This is a genomic window from Actinomadura gamaensis (assembly GCF_042652125.1).
Classification (GTDB): domain Bacteria; phylum Actinomycetota; class Actinomycetes; order Streptosporangiales; family Streptosporangiaceae; genus Spirillospora; species Spirillospora gamaensis.
Map to the genome: position 1 here is coordinate 407,696 of NZ_JBHSIT010000003.1, position 22,407 is coordinate 430,102.

The following is a 22,407-nucleotide window of genomic DNA, read 5'->3' on the forward strand; positions in this document are numbered from 1 at the left end:
GGACCTCAACATGACTTGAGGTCAAGCCCGTCCGCCCGCTGCCCGAACGCGCGCCGGACGAACGCGCCCATCTCGGCGATCGCCGCCCGGGACTCGGGCAGCAGCGGGCCGAACATCTGGAACACGTGCAGCTGCCGGTCCCAGACCTGGAGCGTCGCCGGGACGCCCGCCGCCGCGAGCCGCCGCGCCATGATCTCGGCGTCGCAGTAGAGCAGCTCGGTCGACCCGGCCGTGAGCAGGACGGGCGGCAGCCCGGCGAGGTCCGCGCGGATCGGCGAGACCGCCGGGTCGGCGAGGTCCAGGTGGCCGAGGAAGCCGCGCACCAGCCACTCCAGCAGCGGCCCCGGCGCGGACGGGTCGAGCTCCATGTTCGCGTGCGCGAGCTTGTCGGTGAGGTCCATGTCGAGCATGGGCGACAGCGCGACCAGCGCGGCGGGCAGCGGCAGGCCCTCCTCGCGGGCGCGCAGCGCGGTCGCGAACGTGAGGTACCCGCCCGCCGAGTCGCCCATGATCACGATGTCGGACGCCTCCCGGCCGTCCAGGAGGCTCCGGTAGGCGGTCAGGCAGTCCTCGACCTCCTCCTCGAACGGGACGGCGGGGATCATCCGGTAGTCCACCGCCAGGGCCGGGACTCCGGCGGCGGCGCTGAACCGCGACACCATCCGGCGGTGCGTGTTCAACCCGCAGGAGACCCAGCCGCCGCCGTGCAGGTAGAGGATCGCCTGGTCGCGCTCGCGCCCGACGCCCGGCCCGTGCGTCCATTCGGCGCCGAAGCCGTCGAACGCCACCGGCTCGAAGCGCGCGCCGCGCGGCGGACGGGCGCGTCCGGCCAGGCCGTCCAGCAGGGCGGCCCGGCGCAGCGCCCGGTCGTCCGGCGGGCGCGCCGCCGCCTTGGCCAGCCGGGGCGCGAGCAGCCGGCGCACCCCGGCCGCGAGGGCCCGCGACCGCAGGCTCGCCGTCCCGCGCCTGTCGATCACCAGGGTGGTGGGTTCCGCACGCGTCACGGTCGCTCCTCGCCTCCGGCCGGTTCCGAACGTGATTCTGATCGTCCCACCGGGCGGCGGTCGCGAACAAGCGCTCACTCCGGTGCCCTGCCTCTCACCCGAATGCCTCCGGACGGTGACGGCGCGGCCCGCGAGTCCCTGGAGCAAAAGCCATACACATCGACATATTCGGCTTGCACCTTCTGGGTGATTCTCCAGATGTGCCTCGCAGTTGCGAGGGTTTAGGGTGTTCTGCGTGACGAGCTTCCGGATCAGCGAGGCCGCGGCCCTGCTCGGGGTCAGCGCCGACACCGTGCGCCGGTGGGTGGACGGCGGACGCCTGCCCGCCGTGCGGGACGAGCACGGGCACCGCATCGTGCCCGGCGCCGACCTGGCCGCCTTCGTCCGGGGCCAGGGGCGCGAGCAGGGCGGGAGCTTCTCCTCCGCGCGGAACCGGATGCGCGGGATCGTCACCGACGTGGTCCTCGACACCGTCATGGCGAAGGTCGAGATCCAGGCCGGGCCGTTCCGGGTCGTCTCGCTCATGAGCCGCGAGGCCGCCGAGGAACTGGGCCTGGAGGTGGGCGTCGTCGCCGAGGCCGTCGTGAAGTCGACCACCGTCGTCGTCGAACGTCCCGATGCCGGTTGATCCCCCGCCGTGTCCCCCCATCCCTTGGAGTCGTCGTGTTGAAGCGCGTTCCCGCCGCCGCCGTGGCGGCGCTGTCGCTGCTGGCCCTTGCCGGCTGCGCGGACACCGGGGACGGCTCGTCCTCGTCCGGCGGAAAGGGCGGCGGATCGGGCAAGACGCTGACCGTGTTCGCCGCCGCCTCGCTCACCGAGACGTTCACCAAGCTCGGCAAGGACTTCGAGGGCGCGCATCCGGGCGTGCGGGTCCGGTTCGACTTCGGGGGCAGCTCGACGCTCGCCCAGCAGATCGCGCAGGGCGCGCCCGCCGACGTGTTCGCCGCCGCCAGCGGGACGACCATGAAGACCGTGGCGGACGCGGGCGACGCGTCCGGGCGGCCCACCGTGTTCGCCAGGAACCGGCTGGTCATCGCCGTCCCGCAGGGTGATCCGGGGAAGGTGCGCGGGCTCGCCGACCTCGCCTCGTCCAAGCTGAAGGTCGTGCTGTGCGCCGAGCAGGTGCCGTGCGGGGCCGCCGCGAAGAAGGCGCTGGGCGCCGCGCACCTCACGGTCACGCCGGTGTCGCAGGAGCAGGACGTCAAGGCCGTCCTGACGAAGGTCCGGCTCGGCGAGGCCGACGCGGGGCTCGTGTACCGGACGGACGCGAAGTCCGCCGCCGGGCAGGTCCAGGGCATCGAGTTTCCCGAGTCGGCCAAGGCGGTCAACGACTACCCGATCGCCGCGCTCAGCAAGGCCCCGCAGCCCGCGCTGGCCAAGGAGTTCGTCCAGTACGTCCTGTCGCAGCCGGGGAAGGCCGCGCTGGGCGCGGCGGGGTTCGAGTCGCCGTGACCGCACTGCGCGGACCCCGAAGGCCGGTGCCAGACCGTGCGCGCGGGCGGTCCGGCACCTCACCGGTGGCAGACCAGACGCGCGGGCGAGGGCGGACGAGGGCGGGCCGTGCGCGCGGGCCGCGGCTGGCGAGGCCGGTGGCGGACCGGGTGCGGGGGCGTCCGCCGCTGGTGCTGATGCTGCCTGCGCTCGCCGGCCTGGCCTTCCTGGTGCTGCCGCTGGTCGGGTTGCTCTGGCGCGCGCCGTGGCGGACGCTCGGCACCCGCCTCGCCCAGCCCGCGATGCTGGAGGCGCTGCGGTTGTCGCTGGTCAGCGCCACGATCGCGACCGTGCTCTGCCTGCTGTTCGGGGTGCCGCTGGCGTGGCTGCTGGCGCGCGTGCCGTTCCCCGGCGTCCGGCTGGTGCGGGCGCTGGTGACCGTGCCGCTGGTGCTGCCGCCGGTCGTCGGCGGCGTCGCGCTGCTGCTGGTCCTCGGACGGCGCGGGCTGGTGGGGGAGTGGCTCGACCGCGCCTTCGGCGTGACGCTGCCGTTCACGACGGCCGGGGTGGTGCTCGCCGAGACGTTCGTGGCGATGCCGTTCCTGGTGATCAGCGTGGAGGGCGCGCTGCGCGCCGCCGACGCCCGGTTCGAGGAGGCCGCCGCCACGCTCGGCGCGGGCCGCTGGACGGTCTTCCGGCGCGTCACGCTGCCGATGGCCGCGCCGGGCGTGCTCGCGGGCGCGGTGCTCTGCTGGTCCCGCGCGCTCGGCGAGTTCGGCGCGACGATCACCTTCGCGGGCAACTTCCCCGGCCGCACCCAGACCATGCCGCTGGCGGTCTACCTCGCCCTGGAGACCGACCCGCAGGCCGCGATCGTGCTCAGCCTCGTCCTGCTCGCCGTCTCGGTGGCCGTCCTCGCCGCCCTTCGCGACCGCTGGACCGGCACCGCATGACCGCCACCGAGAACGACGCCGCGCACGGATCCGAGGCTGCGGCCGAGAGGGGGCTGGACGCTCGGCTCGTCGTGCGGCGGCCCGCGTTCGACCTCGATCTCGTCCTGACGGCCGCGCCGGGCGAGGTCGTCGCGCTGCTCGGGCCGAACGGCGCGGGCAAGAGCACCGCGCTGCGCGCCCTCGCCGGGCTCACGCCCCTCGCGGACGGCCACGTCCGCGTGGACGGGCGGGACCTCACCGACCTGCCGCCGGACCGGCGCGGCGTCGGCATGGTCTTCCAGGACTACCTGCTCTTCCCGCACCTGTCGGCCCTGGAGAACGTGGCGTTCGGGCTGCGCGCGCAGGGCGCGGGCAGGCGCGAGGCGCGCCGCCGGGCCGCCGAGTGGCTGGACCGCGTCGGGCTGGCGGAGCACGCCTCGGCGCGTCCGCGCGCGCTGTCCGGCGGGCAGGCGCAGCGGGTCGCGCTGGCGCGGGCGCTGGCCGTCCGGCCGGGGCTGCTCCTGCTGGACGAGCCGCTCTCCGCGCTCGACGCGCACACCCGGCTGGAGGTCCGCGCGGCCCTGCGCCGGCACCTCGCCGGGTTCGCGGGCGCGGCCGTCCTGGTCACCCACGACCCGCTGGACGCGCTGACCCTCGCCGACCGGCTCGTCGTCGTCGAGCGCGGACGGCTCGTCCAGGAGGGGCCTCCGGGCGAGGTCGCGCGGCATCCGCGCACCCCCTACGTGGCGCGGCTGGTCGGTCTGAACCTGTTCCAGGGCCGCGCGGACGGCGGGACCGTGGCGCTCGCGGACGGCCATCTGAAGATCGACGCGGTCACCGCGCTCGAAGGTGATGTTTTTCTCGCTTTCGAGCCGTCCGCGGTCGCCCTGTACCGGACGCGGCCCGACGGCAGCCCCCGCAACCTCTGGCAGGCCCGCGTCTCCGCCGTGGAGGGCCGCGGCGACCGCTTCCGCATCCGCCTGGACGCCGTCCCGCATGATCGTCCGACCGGCGCGAACGGTGACGGCCGGGCGACCGAGGGTGGCGGGCCTCACATCGCCGCCGACGTGACGGCGGCCGCCGTGGCCGATCTCGGACTCGTCGAAGGCAGCCCGGTCTGGGCGTCCGTTAAGGCCACGGAAGTGCGTGTTTACCCCGCTTGAGCGGGGGCATCAGGGAGATCCGCAGGCTGCGCGGGGAGACCGTTTCCCGGTGACATCAATCACAAATGGGCTCGGCTTGCCCCAAATGTCGGCGGGATTGGTCCAGACCAAATGGAAAAAGCCGCGACTTTTGCTCATGATGCAAACATCCTGCGAACAGCTGAAGGAGTTGCCCGTGTCCAACCAGGAGATCCCCGGCCTCGACCAGGCCCCGACCAGTCACCACGAGCTCGTCGACTGGGTGCGCGGGATCGCCGAGCTGACCCAGCCCGAGCGAGTCGAATGGTGCGATGGTTCGGATGCGGAATGGGAACGCCTGACCTCGCTCCTCGTCGAGCAGGGCACCTTCAAGCGGCTCAATCCGCAGAAACGACCCAACAGCTTCTACGCCGCGTCCGACCCGTCCGACGTCGCCCGTGTCGAGGACCGCACCTTCATCTGCTCCGAAAAGGAGGAGGACGCGGGCCCGACGAACAACTGGATCGCGCCGGCCGAGATGCGCGCCACCTTCGGGGAGCTCTTCAAGGGCGCCATGAAGGGCCGCACCATGTACGTGGTGCCGTTCTGCATGGGGCCGCTGGGCGGCAACATCTCCCAGCTCGGCGTCGAGATCACCGACTCGCCGTACGTCGTGGTCTCCATGAAGATCATGACCCGGATGGGCGAGGGCGCGCTGCGCCTGATCGAGGAGCGCGGCTCGTTCGTCAAGGCCGTCCACTCGGTGGGCGCCCCGCTTGAGCCGGGCCAGCAGGACGTACCGTGGCCCTGCAACTCGACCAAGTACATCTCGCACTTCCCCGAGACCCGCGAGATCTGGTCCTACGGCTCGGGCTACGGCGGCAACGCGCTGCTCGGCAAGAAGTGCTACGCGCTGCGCATCGCCTCGACGATGGCCCGCGACGAGGGCTGGCTCGCCGAGCACATGCTCATCCTCAAGCTCACCCCGCCGGAGGGCGAGACCCGCTACGTCGCGGCCGCGTTCCCGTCCGCCTGCGGCAAGACCAACCTCGCCATGCTGGAGCCGACCATCCCGGGCTGGAAGGTCGAGACCATCGGCGACGACATCGCCTGGATGCGGTTCGGCGACGACGGCCGCCTCTACGCGATCAACCCCGAGGCCGGGTTCTTCGGCGTCGCGCCGGGCACCGGCGACGCCACCAACGCCAACGCGGTGAAGACCTTCTACGGCAACTCCATCTTCACCAACGTGGCGCTGACCGACGACGGCGACGTCTGGTGGGAAGGCCTCACCGAGGAGCCGCCCGCGCACCTCACCGACTGGAAGGGCAACGACTGGACGCCCGAGTCGGACACCCCCGCCGCGCACCCGAACGCCCGCTTCACCACCCCGGCCGGGCAGTGCCCGATCATCGCGCCCGAGTGGGAGGACCCGAAGGGCGTGCCGATCTCGGCGATCCTGTTCGGCGGACGCCGCGCCACGGCCGTCCCGCTGGTGACCGAGTCGTTCGACTGGCAGCAGGGCGTGTTCCTCGGCGCGAACATCGCCTCGGAGAAGACGGCCGCCGCCGAGGGCACCGTCGGCGAGCTGCGCCGCGACCCGTTCGCGATGCTGCCGTTCTGCGGGTACAACATGGGCGACTACTTCGGCCACTGGCTGAAGATCGGCCGCTCCACCGACCCGGAGAAGCTGCCGCGGATCTACTACGTCAACTGGTTCCGCAAGGACGCCGACGGCCGGTTCATCTGGCCGGGCTTCGGCGAGAACAGCCGCGTCCTGAAGTGGATCGTGGAGCGCCTCAACGGCAAGGCCGACGCCGCCAAGTCCCCGATCGGCCAGCTCCCGACCCGCGAGGCCCTGGACCTGTCCGGCCTGGACCTGTCCGACGAGGACCTCGACACGCTGCTCACCGTGGACAAGGAGGTCTGGAAGCAGGAGGCCGCCCTGGTCCCCGAGCACTTCGAGACCTTCGGCGACCACCTGCCGAAGGAGCTGTGGGACGAGTACAACGCCCTGGTCCACCGCCTGGGCGAATGATCCCCGCTCCGGCGTGATCGTTGAGCGGCTTCCGCCGCGTGGATCCGCCGCGTGGATCCGACCGCATGACGGACGGGGCCGTGCCTTTCCGGGTACGGCCCCGTCCGCGTGACTAGGGTCGGGACGCATGTGGCACGACCTGATGCACATCGAGATCCCCGTCGCCGACAAGGTGATCCGCACCTTCGCGGTCTACCTGCTCATCGTGGCCCTGCTGCGCCTCGCCGGGAAGCGCGAGCTCGCGCAGCTGAACGGCTTCGACTTCGTGGTGATGCTGCTGCTGTCGAACGTCGTCCAGAACGCGATCATCGGGCCGGACAACTCGCTGTGGGGCGGGGCGCTCGGCGCGGTCCTGCTCGTCGCCGCCAACGCGGTGTTCGTCCGGCTCGTCCTGGTCGTCCCGTGGCTGTACCGCCTGGTGCACGGCAGATCCAGCATCCTGGTGTGGAACGGGCAGTGGCGCGAGCGGACGATGTTCCGCCTCGGCCTCGGCAAGCCGGACGTCATCCAGGGCATCATGGAGCAGGGCGGCGACCACGTCCGCGACACCCGGCTCGTCACCCTGGAACCCCAGGGCTCGCTGATCGTCCGGCTGCGGAAGAGCGAGCAGAACTCCGACAAGACCGACATGGCCGAGCTGCGGGAGCGCCTGGACCGCATCGAGGCCCATCTGGCCGCCCTCGCCGCCCGGTAGCCTCGAGGTATGTCGAGGTTGGAGTTCCGGGTCCACGAGCTGACCGTCGGGCAGCTCGCCGAACGCAGCGGGGTCGCGGTGTCGGCCCTGCACTTCTACGAGTCCAAGGGCCTGATCAGCAGCCGCCGGACGGCGGGCAACCAGCGCCGCTTCACCCGCGACACGCTGCGCCGCGTCGCGTTCATCAAGGTCGCCCAGCGCGTCGGCATCCCGCTCGACCGGATCCGCGAGGCCCTCGCCACCCTCCCGGAGGAGCGCACCCCCACCGTCGAGGACTGGGCGCGCCTCTCCGAGACCTGGCGCGCCGAACTGGACGACCGCATCGCCCAGCTGGAGAAGCTGCGCGACGACCTCACCGACTGCATCGGCTGCGGCTGCCTGTCCATCAAGACCTGCGCGCTCGCCAACCCCTACGACCGCCTCGGCGACGAGGGCCCCGGCCCCCGCCGCCTCCTCGTCGAGCGCCACCGCGACCGCGCAAAGCCCAGCGGCAAGGCCGCCGCCACCTCCACCACCCCCTGCACCCCCAACTGCCCCTAACCCTCACCCCCACGCAAGCCACCTCCCAAGCGCCCCCGCCCCCGCGTGCACACAGCCGCGCGCATGCCCGCGCATGCTCACATAACGCGCGCTCCCCACCGCGCAACCCACACCTCGCGCGTGCCCGCATCTGGCGCGTGCCCGCATCTGGCGCGTGCCCGCGTCTGGCGCGTGCCCGCATCTGGCGCGTGCCCGCGTCTGGCGTGTGCCCGCGTCTGGCGCGTGTCCGCGTCTGGCGCGTGCCCGCACCACGCGCGGTGCGGACACCGCGCGCGTGCCCGCATTCCAGGCGTGGGCGCGCGTGCTTGCACTTCGCGCGTGCGCGCGCGTGCCCGCATTCCAGGCGTGGGCGCGCGTGCTTGCACTTCGCGCGTGCGCGCGCGTGCCCGCATTCCACGCGTGGGCGCGCGTGCCCGCACTCCACGCGCGTGCGCGCACTCCACGCGTGGGCGCGTGTGCCCGCACTTCGCGCGTGGGCGCGCGTGCCCGCAATCCATCCGTGCGCGCGCGTTCCTGCACTTCGCGCGTGCGCGCGCGTGCCTGCACTTCGCGCGTGCGCGCGTGCTTGCACTTCGCGCGTGGGCGCGCGTTCGTGTGGGGCTCGCGTTTTTGTGTGCAAGCCCGCCCGCGCCTGGTGCTGCCCGCGCGCGTGGCCGTGGGTTTTGCGGGGCTCGGGCGTCCTTGGGAGCGGGCTCGCGCCGGCCCCGTGCGCGCCCCTGGGCTTCTGCGGGGCCGGGCGCGCTGGGGGACGAGCAACGTTCCGGCATGGGTTGCGGCCCGCCCGTGCGCGCTGGGTTGCGCGCACGGGCGGGCCGGGTGTGCGGGGCTTGCGTGGGTGGGCTGGCGCGTCCGGGCGGGCCGCGTGGGCTGGTGGAAGCGGGCTAGCGGACGCGGCGGTGGCGGTTGCGGTCGTGGGGGTCGATGCGGCGCGGGAGGGGTTCGCGGCCCGCGGGCTGGCAGGGTGGGACGGGCGCGGGCTCCTGGAAGATCTCGCGCTCCACCGGGTCCTTCTCCAGCTGGAACTCCTCGCCGTGGTGGGCGAGGACGAGGCCCGGGCCGTCCAGCAGCTCGTAGAGGGCGTGGTCGCCGGTGACGGTGACCTTGATCAGGTTGTCGCGGTAGCGCATCCGGAACGCCAGGCGGCTGATGCCGCCGGGGAGGCGCGGCGCGAAGCGGAGCTCGCCGCGCCGGGCCCGCATCCCGCCGAAGCCCGCGACCAGCGCCGTCCACGCGCCCGCGAGGGACGCGATGTGCAGCCCGTCGCGGGTGTTGCGGTTCAGGTCGTGCAGGTCCATCAGGGCGGTCTCGCCGAGGTAGTCGTGCGCGAGCTCCAGGTGGCCGCACTCGGCGGCGATCACGGCCTGGGTCTGCGCCGACAGCGACGAGTCCCGGACGGTCAGCCCCTCGTAGTAGGCGAAGTCGCGCGCCTTCTCCTCGGCGGTGAACAGCTCCCCGCACAGGTGCAGCGCCAGCACCGTGTCGGCCTGCTTGACGACCTGCTTGCGGTACAGGTCGAAGTAGGGGACGTTCAGCAGCAGCGGGTACTGGTCCGGCTTGGTCGCCGCGAAGTCCCAGCGGGCGTGGTTGGTGAACCCGTCGCACTGCGGGTGGACGCCGAGCCGCTCGTCGTAGGGGATGCGCATGCGTTCGGCCGCGTCCCGCCAGGACGCCGCCTCCTCGGTGCTGACGCCGAGCCGGTCGGCGACGTCCGGGTTGCGCATGGCGGTGTCGGCGGCCTCGATGAGGTTCCGGCGGGCCATCAGGTTCGTGTAGACGTTGTTGTCCACGATGGCCGTGTACTCGTCCGGGCCGGTGACGCCGTCGATGCGGAACACGCCCTCGACGTCGTGGTGGCCGAGGCCGCGCCACAGGCGCGCCGTCTCGACCAGGATCTCCAGGCCGACCTCGCGCTCGAACTGCTCGTCGAGGGTGGCGTCCAGGTACCGGACGACCGCGTCGGCGATGTCGGCGTTGATGTGGAACGCCGCGGTTCCGGCGGGCCAGTAGCCGGAGCACTCCTGGCCACGGATCGTCCGCCAGGGGAACGCGACGCCCGGCAGGCCGAGCTGCCCCGCGCGTTCCTTGGCGAGCGGCAGCGTCATGTGCCGCCAGCCGAGCGCGTCGGCGACCGCGTCCGGATAGGTGTAGGTCAGCACCGGCATGACGAACGTCTCGGTGTCCCAGAACGTGTGCCCGTCGTAGCCGGGGCCGGTCAGGCCCTTCGCCGGGATCATCCGCCGCTCGGCGCGCGCGCCCGCCTGGAGGATGTGGAACAGCGCGAACCGGACGGCCTGCTGGACCTCCGCGTCGCCGTCCACCTCGACGTCCGCGCCCTCCCAGAAGTCGTCGAGGAACTCGCGCTGCTCGGTCAGCAGCCCGTCCCAGCCGGTCTGCCGGGCCGCCGCGAGCGCGCCCACGACCTGGTCGTTCAGCGCCGACCGGGACCGCTGGCTGGACCACCCGTACGCCAGGTACTTGACGATCCGGAGCTTCTGGCCCGGCTTGAGGCGCGTCGCGATGGTGAGCCGGCCGATGTCGGGAAGGCTCTCCAGCGCGTGGTCGGCCTCGTCCGGGCAGTCGAACTCGTGCGACATCCCGGCCGCCATCCGCAGGCCGCTCTCCCGCGTGCGGTGCACCAGCACGACCCGGTGCCCGTTGGACATGTGGTCCTCCGACAGCAGCGGCGTCTCCAGCATCGCGCTGGTGCGGGGGTCCTTGCCGAGGTCGGGCAGCGCCTCGTTGGCGACCAGCTCGCTCTGCAGGACGATCCGGACGGGGTCGTCCACCGCCTCGACCTCGTAGCAGATCGCCGCGACCGCGCGCTGCGTCAGCGACACGAGCCGGGTCGAGGTGACCTTCACGCGGCGGCCCGCCGGGGACGTCCACTCGACGTCGCGCGACAGCGTCCCGGCGCGCATGTCGAGCACCCGCTCGTGGAAGTGCAGCCGCCCGTACCGGACGTCGAACGGCTCGTCGTCCACCAGCAGCCGGATGACCTTCCCGTTGGTCACGTTGATCACGGTCTGCCCGGTCTCGGGCACGCCGTAGGCGGCCTCGGCCTGGGGCAGCGGACGCCGCTCGTAGAACGAGTTCAGGTACGTGCCCGGCAGCCCGTGCGGCTCGCCCTCGTCGAGGTTGCCGCGCAGCCCGAGATGCCCGTTGGACAGCGCGAACACCGACTCGCTCTGGGCCAGCCGGTCCAGGCGCAGCTCTGGTTCTCGCACGCACCAGGGCTCCACCAGGTAGTGCGGCCCGGTGGTCTCGGAGCGGATGTCCGGCTCGGTCACTGGTCCCCCTTCAGCAGTTCGGAGAGGTCGTTCACGACGACGCTCGCGCCGTGCTCGCGCAGCCCCTCGGCGTGCGCGTCGTCCAGCCGGTTGACCCCGACGACGTAGGCGAACCCGCCGCGCCGTCCGGCCTCGACGCCGGCCAGCGCGTCCTCGAACACGACGGCGCGGTCCGCGGGCACGCCGACCGCCTCGGCGCCGGCGAGGAAGGTGTCCGGCGCGGGCTTGCCCGGCAGCTTCCGCTCGGCCGCGACGACGCCGTCGATCCGGGCGTCGAACAGGTCGGCGATCCCCGCGACCCGCAGCACCTGCGGCGTGTTCGCGCTGGACGACACGACGGCGGTCTTCAACCCGGCCTCGCGCGCCGCCCGGACGAACGCCACCGACCCGTCGAACACCTGGACGCCCTTCTCGTCGATGAGTTTCAGCACCAGCTCGTTCTTCCGGTTGCCGAGCCCGCGCACGGTCTCCGCGCTCGGCGGGTCGTCCGGGGAGCCCTCGGGAAGGTGGATCCCGCGCGACTCCAGGAACGAGCGGGTGCCGTCCTCACGCTTCTTGCCGTCCACGTACGGACCGTAGTCGGCCCGGACGTCGAACGGGACGAACGGCTGCCCGTGCCGCTGCGACCAGTCCTTCAGGAACTCGTCGAACATCTGCTTCCACGCGGCCGCGTGGACGGCGGCGGTGGCGGTCAGCACTCCGTCCAGGTCGAACAGGCACGCTTCGACCCCCTCCGGCAATCCCAGCATCTTTCCCCTAAGTCATCTGATTCGTGATCGGCGCCCTACCCCGTGGCCCAGTACATACCCGGAACAACGAACTTCGCCGCCCTGTTGCCCGAACAGAGGGGTAGGACATCGATCGGCAACGGTGCCGAGGACGAGTGAGGAACCCAAGTGACCAGCACTGAGAAGGCGGACATCGGCGTCACCGGACTGGCCGTGATGGGCCGCAACCTGGCGCGCAACCTGGCGCGGCACGGGTACGCGGTCGCGGTGCACAACCGCACCGAGGCGCGGACGAAGGCGCTCGTGGAGGAGTTCGGCGGCGAGGGGACGTTCCTGCCCGCCGCGACGCCCGAGGAGTTCGTCGCGTCGCTGGAGCGGCCCCGGCGGGTCGTCGTCATGGTGAAGGCGGGCGCGCCGACCGACGCCGTGATCGAGGAGTTCGCGCCGCTGCTGGAGCCCGGCGACGTCATCGTGGACGGCGGCAACGCCCACTTCCTCGACACCCGCCGCCGCGAGGCCGCGCTGCGCGAGCGCGGCCTGCACTTCGTCGGCACGGGCATCTCCGGCGGCGAGGAGGGCGCGCTGAACGGCCCGAGCATCATGCCGGGCGGCTCCGCCGAGTCGTGGGAGGCCCTCGGCCCGCTGTTCGAGTCGATCGCGGCCAAGGTGGACGGCGTCCCCTGCACGACCCACATCGGCCCGGACGGCGCGGGCCACTTCGTGAAGATGGTCCACAACGGCATCGAGTACGCGGACATGCAGCTCATCGCCGAGTCCTACGACCTGCTGCGGCACGCGGGCGGCCACTCGCCCGCCGAGATGGCCGAGATCTTCCGCACCTGGAACGCCGGCCGCCTCGACTCCTACCTGATCGAGATCACGGCCGACATCCTCGCCCATACCGACCCGGAGACGGGCCGTCCGTTCGTGGACGTGGTGCTCGACCAGGCCGAGCAGAAGGGCACCGGCCGCTGGACGGTCCAGACCGCCCTGGACCTCGGCTCCCCGGTCAACGGCATCGCCGAGGCGGTGTTCGCCCGCTCCGTCTCCGGCCACGCCGACCTGCGCGAAGCCGCGCACTCGCTCCCCGGCCCGTCCCGCTCCGCCGCCCCGGCGGATCGCGCCGCGTCCGGAGACGAGGCGGGTCGCGGTGCGTCTGCGGATGGCGCGGAGCCGGCCGCGTTCGCGGGTGAGGCGGGTCGGGCCGCGTTGGCGGGTGAGGCGGGTCGGGCCGCGTTGGCGGGTGAGGCGGGTCGCGGCGCGTTCGTGGATGAGGCGGAGCGCGGCGCGTTCGCGGACAAGGTGGAGAAGGCGCTCTACGCGTCCAAGATCGTCGCGTACGCGCAGGGCTTCGACGAGATCCGGGCGGGCAGCGACGAGTACGGCTGGGACATCGACCTCGGCGCGACCGCCGCGATCTGGCGCGGCGGCTGCATCATCCGCGCGGAGTTCCTCGACCGGATCCGCGCCGCCTACGAGGGTGACCCGGCGACGCCGACGCTCCTGACCACGCCCGACTTCGCCGAGGCGCTCGCCGACGCGCAGGACGCGTGGCGCGAGGTGGTCGCCACGGCCGTCCGGCTCGGCATCCCCGTCCCGGGCTTCTCGGCGGCGCTGGCCTACTACGACTCGCTGCGCGCCGACCGGCTGCCCGCCGCGCTGATCCAGTCCCAGCGCGACTACTTCGGCGCGCACACCTACCGTCGCGTCGACAAGGACGGCACGTTCCACACCCTCTGGGCCGAGGATCCCCGCACGGAGGTGACCCGCTGATCGCCCGGAGTCAGTCGCGGCCGCCGGCCAGGCTCGCGAGGCGGCGGCGGCGGTCGAGCTTCCCGATGGTGGTCACCGGTATCTGGTCGACGTAGACGAAAGCGGTCGGGACGGCCTCGGGCGGGCATGAGCGTCGGAGGAAGCGGCGCAGCTCGTCCGGGGACGCCGTCCGACCTTCCTTGAGGACGACGCAGGCGACAGGCGTCTCGGTCACGAGGACGGTCGAGGCGGCGACGGCCGGATGGGCTTCGAGCAGCGCGTTCACCTCGTCCGGACGCGTCCCGCTGGTTCGCTCGCTGCTGCGGCCGAGGATCTCGACCGTGCCGTCCGGCTGGTAGCGGCCCAGGTCACCGGTACGGAACACCCGGTCGGCGGGGTCGTCCCGGAACGGGTTGGGGACGAAGCCCGCCGGCCCCTCGTGGTCCAGGTACCCGAGGGTCGCGTGCGGCGAGCGGATGAGGACCTCGCCGACCTCCCCGGGCGCGCACAGCGTGCCGCCACGCGTCACCACGAGGACGTCCACGTCCGGGACGCCGGTTCCCGCCGGGACGTTCGCGCCGTCTCGGGCGTCGAACGACGGCGGGACGCGGTGATGGGTCTGCACCATGGTGCACTCGCTGGTGCCGTAGAGGTTGACCACGTCGGCGTTGGGGGCCAGTGCGCGGAGCCGTTCCACGAGCCGGCCGGACAGCGGCTCTCCGGCGATGAAGAGCAGTCTCAGATGTTCGAGCGGACGAGCGTTCGGCCAAACGACCATCGCGGCGGAGGCCAGTGAGGGCACGGTGTGGAGCATCGTGATCGCCTCGTCGTGCAACCACGGCAGCGGGAGGGACGCGTCGCCCCCGCGCATCGCCGGATCGACGGGCAGGTGCAGGCATGCGCCGCTCACCAGAGGCGTGAAGACGTCCCGCAGGACGGCGTCCGCGCTGAGGCTGAGCAGGGGAGCGCACCGGTCGTGCCCGCCGATGCCGAAGTTCCGGCTCTGCCATGTGACGAAGTGCGAAAGACCGTTGTGGCGTCCGAGCAGCGCTTTCGGCGATCCAGTGGAGCCGGAGGTGAAGAAGACGTAGGCGGGATCGTCCGCGCCCGGACGGCTGCCGAGGTGACGGCTCGGTCTGCCGCCACGGCGTATCACCGTCACCTCGGTGCCGCTGCAGTTCAGCACCGTTGCGGCGGGCGAATCGGTCATGGCTGCGGCCGATTCTTGATCGAGGGCGAGAGCGGTGCGCGCGTCCGCCCGGGTGATCATCTCCGTGCGTCGGGCTTGCGGCAGCGTGGTGTCGACCAGGAGCAGGATCCCTCGGGCGAGCCAAACGGCCCAGATGGCCGCATAAAGGTCGAAACTTTTGCTCCGGGTGGCGACGGCGACCACTTCACCCGGGACGTGACCGTTCGCACGGAGAACGTCGGCCAGCTCGTGTGCGTGTTCGGAAAGCCGGCCATACGACCACCGGTGTTCTCCCTGAACGAGCACGGGCAGGTCGCGATGGTGTGCCGCGGACGCCTCCAGCAACTCCGCGATCGGTGGAAGCACATGCCGCCGGGGCGGAAGCGTGGGATCGGGGAGCGCGCGCAGATGCGCGGGCTCGGTGAGCGGGACATCGTGCACCGGGCTGTCGGGATCATCGACCACGTTCCGAAGCAGTGCATGGAAGCCGTCCAGCATGGTGGCGATGAAGTCCGGCCGGAATACGTCCTCGTGGTAACCGACCTCTAGGTTCAGGCCCGAGTCGGTGAGCGTGGCCTGGAGCGCAAGGGTGAACCGCGCATCGGGAGGCGGACATGCCAGGACAGTGGATCTCGCCGTTCCCGCGCAGGCGCGATCGACCAGCTTGAGATCGACCAGCTTGAGATCGACCAGCTCGAACCCGACCTGGACGGCCGGGCTGCCCACGGAGTGCTGCTGCGGCCAGAGTTCCTGGACGAGGCGGTCGAACGGCACGTCCTGATGTGCGTGTGCGATGTGGATCGCTTTCTGCACACGATCCAGGGCCTGCCGGAAGGTCGGCTCGCCGGCGAGGTTCGTCCGTAGCGGCTTGACGTCGCTGAACGCTCCGATCAGCCGCTCCAGCTCTTCCCTTCGCCGGTCGGCGGCCGTGGTCGCGATGACGATGTCGTCCTGACCGCTGTAGCGCGCCAGCAGCACGGCGAACGCCGTATGGAGGACGACGGACAGCGAGGTGCCCTGCTGGGCGGCCAGTTCTTTCAGGGCGGTCACCAGGCGCGTCCGGACGTGGAGGTGCTCGCGGTTCTGCTTCGGGTGCCTTGGTACGTCGTCGAGGACGACCGGCAGCGGCAGGTTCCGCGGCACGGGCAGTCCGACCGGCGCATCCGCGAGTCGGCTCCGCCAGTGTGCCAGTTCGGTGGGGAACGTTCTGCTTCGTTGCCATGCCGCGAAGTCGGCGTAGTGGAACGGCAAACGATCGGGTGGCTCGGCCTCGTCACCTGCGATCAGCTCCGCCATGAGGACGCGCATCGACTGCGAATCGGCCACGAGCCGATGCGTGACCAGGACGAGTACATGTTCGCCTTCGTCCACCTGAAGGAGTCCAACGCGCAGCAACGGCGGCTCTTCGATGTCGAACGGCTCGCAGGTCACTTTCCGTGTCCACTGGCGCATCGCCGCGTCTCGCTGGCCCGCGGTGAGGCCGTTATTGCTCAGGCGCTCTGCCACGAGACTTTCCGTCACGTTCGCGGCCACCCGCTGTACCGGCCCACCGTTCTCGGTGAAGAAGCCGGTGCGCAACACTTCGTGACGGCGCAGGATTTTCCTGATGCTGTGCCGCAAGGTGGCCGGGTCGATATCACCCGTCAGGCGCAGCGCCAGGGAAATGTTCTGAAGTGCCGTCCCAGGATGGGCGAGTTCGAAAAGCCATGCGCGTTCTTGCGCGTAGGACAGAGGCGCGCCGGCGTGGTTCCCGCGCTGCGGGACGAGCGGGAGCCGCTCCGGACGTGCCGTCCCGGAATCGACGCTCATGAAAGCGTGGAGTAAACCGGGTACTTCGCGATGAGCGTTTCCACGCGTGAGCGCAGCTTCGCGGCCGTCGCTGCGTCGAGTTCCGGTTGGAGCGCGTCCGCGATGATGTCGGCGACCTTCGCGAACTCCTCCCTCTGGAAACCGCGCGTGGCGAGAGCCGAACATCCGATGCGCAGGCCGGAGCTCACCATCGGGGGACGCGGGTCGAAAGGCACGGAGTTGCGGTTGACCGTGATTCCGATGTCGTAGAGGCGGTGCTCGGCCTCCCGGCCGGTCAGCGGGGAGTTCCGGAGGTCGAGAACCACGAGGTGCACGTCGGTGCCCTTCGTGAGGACCTCGACACCGGCCGCCGCCGCGTCCGGTTCGCACATGCGCTCGGCGATGATGCGCGCGCCTTCGAGCGTGCGCCGCTGCCAGTCGCGGAACTCCTCGGTCATGGCGATCTTGAAGGCGACCGCCTTGGCGGCGATGACGTGCGCCAGCGGCGCGGCCTGCTGCCCGGGGAAGACGGCCGAGTCGATCCGCCGCGCCAGCTCGCCGCGGCACAGGATCATCCCGCCGCGCGGCCCGGCGAGCGTCTTGTGCGTGGTGGAGGTGACGACGTCGGCGTAGGGCACGGGATTGGGGTGGACGCCCGCGGCCACGAGGCCCGCGAAGTGCGCCATGTCCACCAGCAGGTAGGCCCCGACCTCGTCGGCGATCCGCCGGAACGCGGCGAAGTCGATCATGCGGGGGTAGGCCGACCAGCCGGCGACGATCAGCTTCGGCCGGTGCTCGCGCGCGAGCCGCGCCACCTGCTCGACGTCGATGACCGAGTCGTCGGCCCGGACCTCGTACGAGACGATGTCGTAGAAACGGCCGGAGAAATTGGCCTTCATGCCGTGGGTGAGATGGCCGCCGTGCGCGAGATCCAGTCCGAGAATGGTGTCGCCGGGATCCAGCAGCGCCATATAGGCCGCCGCATTGGCCTGCGCGCCCGAATGCGGCTGAACGTTGACGTGCTCGGCCTGGAAAAGTGCCTTGGCCCGGTCTATCGCGAGCTTTTCGATGACGTCCACATTCTCGCAGCCCGCGCAGTACCGCACCCCCGGATAGCCTTCGGCCAGCTTGTTGACCAGTACCGAACCCTGCGCGGCCAGAACGGCGGCGGGCGTGAAGTTCTCCGAGGCGATCATGACGAGCTTGTTCTGCTGGCGGGCGATCTCGTCGGCCAGGGCATCGGCTACTTCGGGGTCGACTTCCCTGATGGAGTCATCGAGCAGGGACATGATGGCAGTGCACCTCCGTGCGCGCCGATGGGAGCCGAACGAGCGCGGCGCTTTCGCGCCTGCGAAAAAGGCGGGGCGGGGATTGTGGGGTCGAATGCCGCGATCAACAGGATTGTGAACCGCTCCGCGAAAAGCAATGCTCGGCGGGTGGCCTACCATCACTCGCTGTTCACTGACTACCGTCCGCAGCGTCAAGTGCGGGTAAAGAGCTGAGGTTGTTCCGGATCTCGGGTCAGCGGACGGACGGTTTTGCCCACCGACAGTAACCAGTGGCCATATGTGGTCACCGATTCGAGCCCGCCGTCCGCTCGACGCCCGTGCAGAAAGCCGCTTCCTTGCGCGTCGCCTTGTGCGATTCCCCCTGTCGCACGGTGGGCGTGGTGTACACACGCTCTGTGGGACAGGGGAAACCGATCAACCGCGCCGACTGGCCGGCCGAAGGGCCGCACCGCCGGCTGCTGGAGTTCCTGGACGAGATCCACGCCACCCGCGGCCTGAAGAGCCGCGGCGAGATCACCGCCGCCATGGCCCTCACGTCCCGGACGAACGTCAACGCGATCCTGCGCGGACACCGCCTGCCCGCCGACGAGCGCCAGGCTCACGCCCTGGCCATCGCACTCGGCGGCACCCCGGCGCAGGGCCGCCGAGCCGCCGTCCTCTACACCCGAATCCGCCTTCCCCTCGGTGCTGGTGTGGGACGTTCCGTCGGGCGTTCTTGGGCGGAGCGGGTGGCGGGCCACGAGGTGTGGGGGCGTGTGCCGGACGAGGTGACCCGTTCCCGCGCCGTTGCGTTGGCCGAGGACTTGGGGGCGCTTGCGGACGAGGCTTCGGGGCGACTCCTCGACGACCCGTGGCTCGACGTGGGCGCGGGCCTTCGTTTCATGTCCTCCGTGGAGGCGTTGCTTCGCGGGCCGCTTCGTGGCCTCGGCGATCTCAGTCCCGCCGAGGCGGCGCTGATCGCGCTTGTTCCTTTGCTGCATCAAACGCACTTGCTGCGCGCTCTTGCGCGGTTGCGCGTTGTGGGACCACTTGAGCTTTCGTCGATCAAAGGGCCATCAGCCGAACGTCGCGCGTTCGAAGTGTTGCTACTCGAGCATCCGGAGTTGACGTCGAGGGCTCAGGCTCCGTCGCTGCCGGACCGGGAGAACGCGCGGGCCGAGATCGGCTGGTGGCTCTTCCACCGCTGGCTGGCCCGCTACCCGCGCCTCTACAACCTCCCGGACGTTCGCTCTCTCCTGGGAACGAACGAACACCCTGGAGGCACGAGTGAGCTTCTTGGAGGCACGAGTGAGCTTCTGGACGCCGAGACCGTCCGGGGGTTGCTGTACGCGCTACGCCTTGACGTCTCCGAGCTGACCGCCGGGGAGCGCGCGAAGGCGCTGCGCTGTGAGAGCAGGACGGCGGCGGGCGAGCACATCGTGCGCGAACAGCTCCTCGCGCACGTCTTCGCGGTCGCTTCGGCCATGGCGATCGATCTCACCCGGCTGCCGGACGTGATCGTCCGGCACCTGGGCATTCCGGGCGCGCTCGACCTCGCCGACCTGCGCGGGAACGTCACGTCCCGGGCGAAGTGGATCTCCGGCGCGGACGTCCTGCACCTTTCTGCGCGGTGCGGACATCCGGCCGAACTCGAAGGTTTGCGCGGTCATGCCGATCGAATGGACACGCTGCTGCACGCCGTCCGCCGGGCCGCTCGCGCGCACCCGCACCTGAGCCCGCTCGCCGCGCTCCCGTCCCGCGCGACCGCCGACGAGGTCACGGCCCGGACGGACGAGGAGGGCCGCCCCCTGTTCCGGAGCGTGAGCCGGTTCCGCCTGGACGAGCGGCGCGTCCAGGAACTGCTGATGGGGGAGCAGCTCTACCAGGACCGGAGCCTTGCCGTCCGCGAGCTGTACCAGAACGCGCTGGACGCCTGCCGCTACCGCGAGGCCCGCATCGCCCACCTGCGCGCCCGCGGCCTCTGGCTGGACGACTGGACCGGCCGGATCGCGTTCCGCCAGGGAACCGACGAGAACGGCCGCGCCTTCATCGAGTGCGCCGACAACGGCATCGGCATGACCGCGGCCGTCCTCACCGAGGTGTTCGCGCAGGCCGGGACCCGCTTCATCGACATGCCGGACTTCCTGGACGAGGCCGCCGAATGGGAGTCCGCCGACCCGCCCGTCCCGTTCTTCCCGAACAGCCGTTTCGGCATCGGCGTCCTGAGCTATTTCATGCTCGCCGACGAGATCGAGATCACCACGCGCCCGATGGGCCGCCGCGGCGACCCGCAGCCGACGCTCAGGGTCTCGATCTTCGGTCCCGGCCATCTGTTCCGTATCGAACACGTCGCGATCGAACGCTCACCCGGCACGACCGTCCGCCTGTACCTGCGTCCCGGCGAACGCCCCGTCGACTGCCTGGACGTCCTCCGCGAATGGCTCCACATCGCCCAGTTCCACACCACCGTCGCCGTGGACGGCAGGCCGCCCGGCGACTGGCCGGCCGGCGAACTCCGCCGCGATGGCTCGGACGCGGCCGACGTCATCGCCTCCTGGAGCGAGCCGGGCGGCGGCACGGTCGTGTGGGTCCGCCGAGGCGGCGGCCTCCTCGTGGACGGCCTGCGCATGGAACCGCCGAGCAGTCACTACGACACCGGCCCGCGCCGGAGCCCGCACGGCGTCGTCGTCAACCTGACCGGGAGCCGGACGCCGACGCGCGTCTCGGTCGACCGGCGCAACGTCCTGTCGGACGTCTCGGCGGACGTCGAGGAGATGGTCCGGGCCGCCGCGCGGACCCTCGTCGCGCCCGGCGCCGCGCCGCTCACCGCCGACTGGCTGTTCTCCGTCGTCCAGGGCAGCTGCCGGATCGCCGACGCCGTGGTGACCGAGGCCATCGCCGCCGGTGGCCGGATCGAGCACGCGGCGGGCTCCTGGGACGCGTCCCGAACGGGCTGCTTCCTCGCGGACGCCCAGCTCACCTGGGGCAGCCGCAGGCACGCCCCCTGGGACGCCTTCGCCGGACGGTCCCGACCGATGGTCCTCAGAACCGATCTGAACGACGTGCCCGACGCCGTCGTGCTGTGGCGCGTCCTCGCGCACGACATGGCCGAGGAGCTCGGCCTCCCCGGGCTCGACGGCGCTCCCGAGGTGCTTCCCGCGCTGCCGAGCGACGCGATCGTGCTCGGCGGCGGCTCCCACGGCCGCTGGCTCGACGACGGCCTCTACGCGGACCGCTGGCAGCTCGGCGAGATGTCCCGCGCGGCCGAGATGACCCCCGCGCAGCTCCTCCGCCGAGCCGAGACGCTCGGTGCGCCCGAGCAGGCCCGCAGGAAACTGGCGGACGCGGCCGCCGAGCCCAGCGCCTCCCCGCCCGCCGACGACCTCGTGATCAGTGCCGACCCGTACCCGCTCTCGCGGCTCCTCGTCGCGGTGCTTTCCTACGGCGACGACCTCGACCTCCTCGGCGACCTCAACGACCTCACCGGCCGTAACGGCCGTGACGGCCTCACCGGCCGTGACGGCCGTCACGGCCTCGGCGGCCTCGACGGCCGTGACGGGCTCGGCCCGGCGGAGCTGGAGATCCTCCGCGAACGGGAGCGGCGGGCGAAGGAACACCGGCCCGGGAAGCGTCCCGTTCCGACCCGCTACGACCAGGCCCTGGGCCGCCGGTGGATCGATCTGCCCGCCCTGCTCCGGCGCCGGCCCGTCCCGCTGCTCGCCCTGATCGTCATGGCCGGCCTCTTCGACGTCGGCGTCGAGCGGGTGCGGACGGTCCTCGGATGGGCCGGTGCCGAGTGCGACCACCGTCCGCCGCCCGCGTTCGAGGGCGTCGATCTGTCCCGGGTGGCGTCCGAGGTGTGGCAGGAGATGCAGCGGGACGGCGACATCACGCCCGCGGGCCTCTGCCGGGCCGCCGGGACACTCGGCCTCCCACCCTCGAAGCTCGGGGAAATGGTCGTGGCCTGCGGAATCACCGTCCCGTTCCCGCTGCCGGACGATCTGTGCGCCACGGACCACCGCTTGCTGGAGTCCTACGGCGCCGTGGCGGAGCGCCTGCCGTCCGCGGACCGTCCGCTCGCCTACCCGCCGGCCGTCCGCGCCGCCCTGGACGCGGGCGTCAACGTGGGAGACGCCGTCCGGAGGCTCGTCGCGTACGGATACGCACCCCCGGCCCACGCGATCGACGCCGAGCCCGACGGCATCACCCGGCGCATGATCGCGCACGGCCTGTTCCTCGGCGGCGTCCCTGGCGACCTGACCGCCGTGAGCCTCGGCGACCTCGTCCGCATCCAGGCCGAGCAGGGCGCGGAGCCCGCCGAGACGGCGGCCCGGCTCGCCCGGTTCGGCTTCGACGTCCCCGACGCCTCCGGATGGCGTCCCGACGAGCACGACGTGCTGATCCTCCGCTCGGGGATCGGCGCGAACGGCCCCTGGATCCCGCGTGACCGCCCGGTGCCGCTCCTCCATCTCGTCCGGGCGGCCTGGGACACCGGGCGGACCGTCCCGCAGATCGCCGACCGCCTGCGGGTCCTGGGGATGACCGTCCGGGACCTCGACGAGACGATCAAGATGGCCCTGGCCCGTGTCCCGCGTGTCGCGCCCGTGCCGTCCTGACCGGGTTTCCGCAGGTCAA

Annotated in this window: 14 protein-coding genes; 9 read left to right on the plus strand and 5 right to left on the minus strand. The window is 71.8% G+C overall.

The window, feature by feature from the left end; genetic code table 11:
• Window positions 1-5 precede the first annotated feature (5 nt).
• A complete protein-coding gene (locus tag ACFPCY_RS12250) occupies window positions 6-1,004 on the minus strand; it encodes an alpha/beta hydrolase (protein ID WP_378254415.1) in 999 nt (332 codons plus the stop codon).
• A 235-nt stretch (window positions 1,005-1,239) separates the two neighbouring features.
• On the opposite strand from ACFPCY_RS12250, the gene ACFPCY_RS12255 reads away from it, so the two are divergent.
• The 7 genes from ACFPCY_RS12255 (at window position 1,240) to soxR (ending at window position 7,760) form a co-directional block, all read left to right on the plus strand.
• On the plus strand, window positions 1,240-1,632 hold the full coding sequence (locus ACFPCY_RS12255) for a helix-turn-helix domain-containing protein (protein WP_378254417.1): 393 nt from the start codon (window positions 1,240-1,242) through the stop codon (window positions 1,630-1,632).
• Window positions 1,633-1,670: 38 nt separating this feature from the next.
• Window positions 1,671-2,456, plus strand: coding sequence for a molybdate ABC transporter substrate-binding protein (modA, locus tag ACFPCY_RS12260; RefSeq protein ID WP_378255144.1), 786 nt, complete (start codon window positions 1,671-1,673; stop codon window positions 2,454-2,456).
• A gap of 176 nt (window positions 2,457-2,632) precedes the next feature.
• On the plus strand, window positions 2,633-3,388 hold the full coding sequence (locus tag ACFPCY_RS12265; protein ID WP_378255146.1) for an ABC transporter permease: 756 nt from the start codon (window positions 2,633-2,635) through the stop codon (window positions 3,386-3,388).
• Window positions 3,385-4,530: an ABC transporter ATP-binding protein gene (locus ACFPCY_RS12270; protein ID WP_378254419.1), complete on the plus strand. Its 1,146-nt coding sequence runs from the start codon at window positions 3,385-3,387 to the stop codon at window positions 4,528-4,530. Before ACFPCY_RS12265 ends, ACFPCY_RS12270 begins: the two co-directional genes overlap by 4 nt.
• 175 nt (window positions 4,531-4,705) lie before the next feature.
• Window positions 4,706-6,526: a phosphoenolpyruvate carboxykinase (GTP) gene (locus ACFPCY_RS12275; protein WP_465251221.1), complete on the plus strand. Its 1,821-nt coding sequence runs from the start codon at window positions 4,706-4,708 to the stop codon at window positions 6,524-6,526.
• 127 nt (window positions 6,527-6,653) lie between these two features.
• Window positions 6,654-7,220 (plus strand): DUF421 domain-containing protein, encoded by a 567-nt coding sequence (locus ACFPCY_RS12280; protein ID WP_378254421.1) that lies wholly within the window; start codon window positions 6,654-6,656, stop codon window positions 7,218-7,220.
• Window positions 7,221-7,229: 9 nt separating this feature from the next.
• A complete protein-coding gene (gene soxR, locus ACFPCY_RS12285; protein WP_378254423.1) occupies window positions 7,230-7,760 on the plus strand; it encodes a redox-sensitive transcriptional activator SoxR in 531 nt (176 codons plus the stop codon).
• 881 nt (window positions 7,761-8,641) lie between these two features.
• Here soxR and ACFPCY_RS12290 read toward each other — a convergent pair.
• Both ACFPCY_RS12290 and ACFPCY_RS12295 read right to left on the minus strand, forming a co-directional pair.
• The gene (locus tag ACFPCY_RS12290) at window positions 8,642-11,047 is read right to left on the minus strand and encodes a glycoside hydrolase family 65 protein (protein WP_378254424.1); all 2,406 of its coding nucleotides are present in this window, start codon (window positions 11,045-11,047) and stop codon (window positions 8,642-8,644) included.
• Window positions 11,044-11,796 (minus strand): beta-phosphoglucomutase family hydrolase, encoded by a 753-nt coding sequence (locus ACFPCY_RS12295; protein ID WP_378254427.1) that lies wholly within the window; start codon window positions 11,794-11,796, stop codon window positions 11,044-11,046. Before ACFPCY_RS12295 ends, ACFPCY_RS12290 begins: the two co-directional genes overlap by 4 nt.
• 147 nt (window positions 11,797-11,943) lie before the next feature.
• Here ACFPCY_RS12295 and gndA point away from each other — a divergent pair, with 147 nt between their 5' ends.
• Window positions 11,944-13,548 (plus strand): NADP-dependent phosphogluconate dehydrogenase, encoded by a 1,605-nt coding sequence (gene gndA / locus ACFPCY_RS12300; RefSeq protein ID WP_378254429.1) that lies wholly within the window; start codon window positions 11,944-11,946, stop codon window positions 13,546-13,548.
• A 10-nt stretch (window positions 13,549-13,558) separates the two neighbouring features.
• Here the strand turns inward: gndA and ACFPCY_RS12305 are convergent, their stop codons facing one another.
• A complete protein-coding gene (locus ACFPCY_RS12305) occupies window positions 13,559-16,525 on the minus strand; it encodes a non-ribosomal peptide synthetase (protein ID WP_378255149.1) in 2,967 nt (988 codons plus the stop codon).
• Window positions 16,522-17,793, minus strand: a complete 1,272-nt coding sequence (locus tag ACFPCY_RS12310; protein ID WP_378254431.1) for a serine hydroxymethyltransferase — start codon at window positions 17,791-17,793, stop codon at window positions 16,522-16,524. Before ACFPCY_RS12310 ends, ACFPCY_RS12305 begins: the two co-directional genes overlap by 4 nt.
• Window positions 17,794-18,188: 395 nt before the next feature.
• Here ACFPCY_RS12310 and ACFPCY_RS12315 point away from each other — a divergent pair, with 395 nt between their 5' ends.
• Window positions 18,189-22,388, plus strand: a complete 4,200-nt coding sequence (locus ACFPCY_RS12315; protein WP_378254433.1) for an HD domain-containing protein — start codon at window positions 18,189-18,191, stop codon at window positions 22,386-22,388.
• Window positions 22,389-22,407 lie beyond the last annotated feature (19 nt).

Excerpts from the sequence above, each read along its gene's own strand:
- ACFPCY_RS12265 (WP_378255146.1), top strand. The coding sequence starts at position 2,633 with ATGCTGCCTGCGCTCGCCGGCCTGGCCTTCCTGGTGCTGCCGCTGGTC.
- ACFPCY_RS12270 (WP_378254419.1), top strand. The coding sequence starts at position 3,385 with ATGACCGCCACCGAGAACGACGCCGCGCACGGATCCGAGGCTGCGGCC.
- ACFPCY_RS12280 (WP_378254421.1), top strand. The coding sequence starts at position 6,654 with ATGTGGCACGACCTGATGCACATCGAGATCCCCGTCGCCGACAAGGTG.
- soxR (WP_378254423.1), top strand. The coding sequence starts at position 7,230 with ATGTCGAGGTTGGAGTTCCGGGTCCACGAGCTGACCGTCGGGCAGCTC.
- ACFPCY_RS12295 (WP_378254427.1), bottom strand. The coding sequence starts at position 11,796 with ATGCTGGGATTGCCGGAGGGGGTCGAAGCGTGCCTGTTCGACCTGGAC.
- ACFPCY_RS12305 (WP_378255149.1), bottom strand. The coding sequence starts at position 16,525 with ATGAGCGTCGATTCCGGGACGGCACGTCCGGAGCGGCTCCCGCTCGTC.
- ACFPCY_RS12310 (WP_378254431.1), bottom strand. The coding sequence starts at position 17,793 with ATGTCCCTGCTCGATGACTCCATCAGGGAAGTCGACCCCGAAGTAGCC.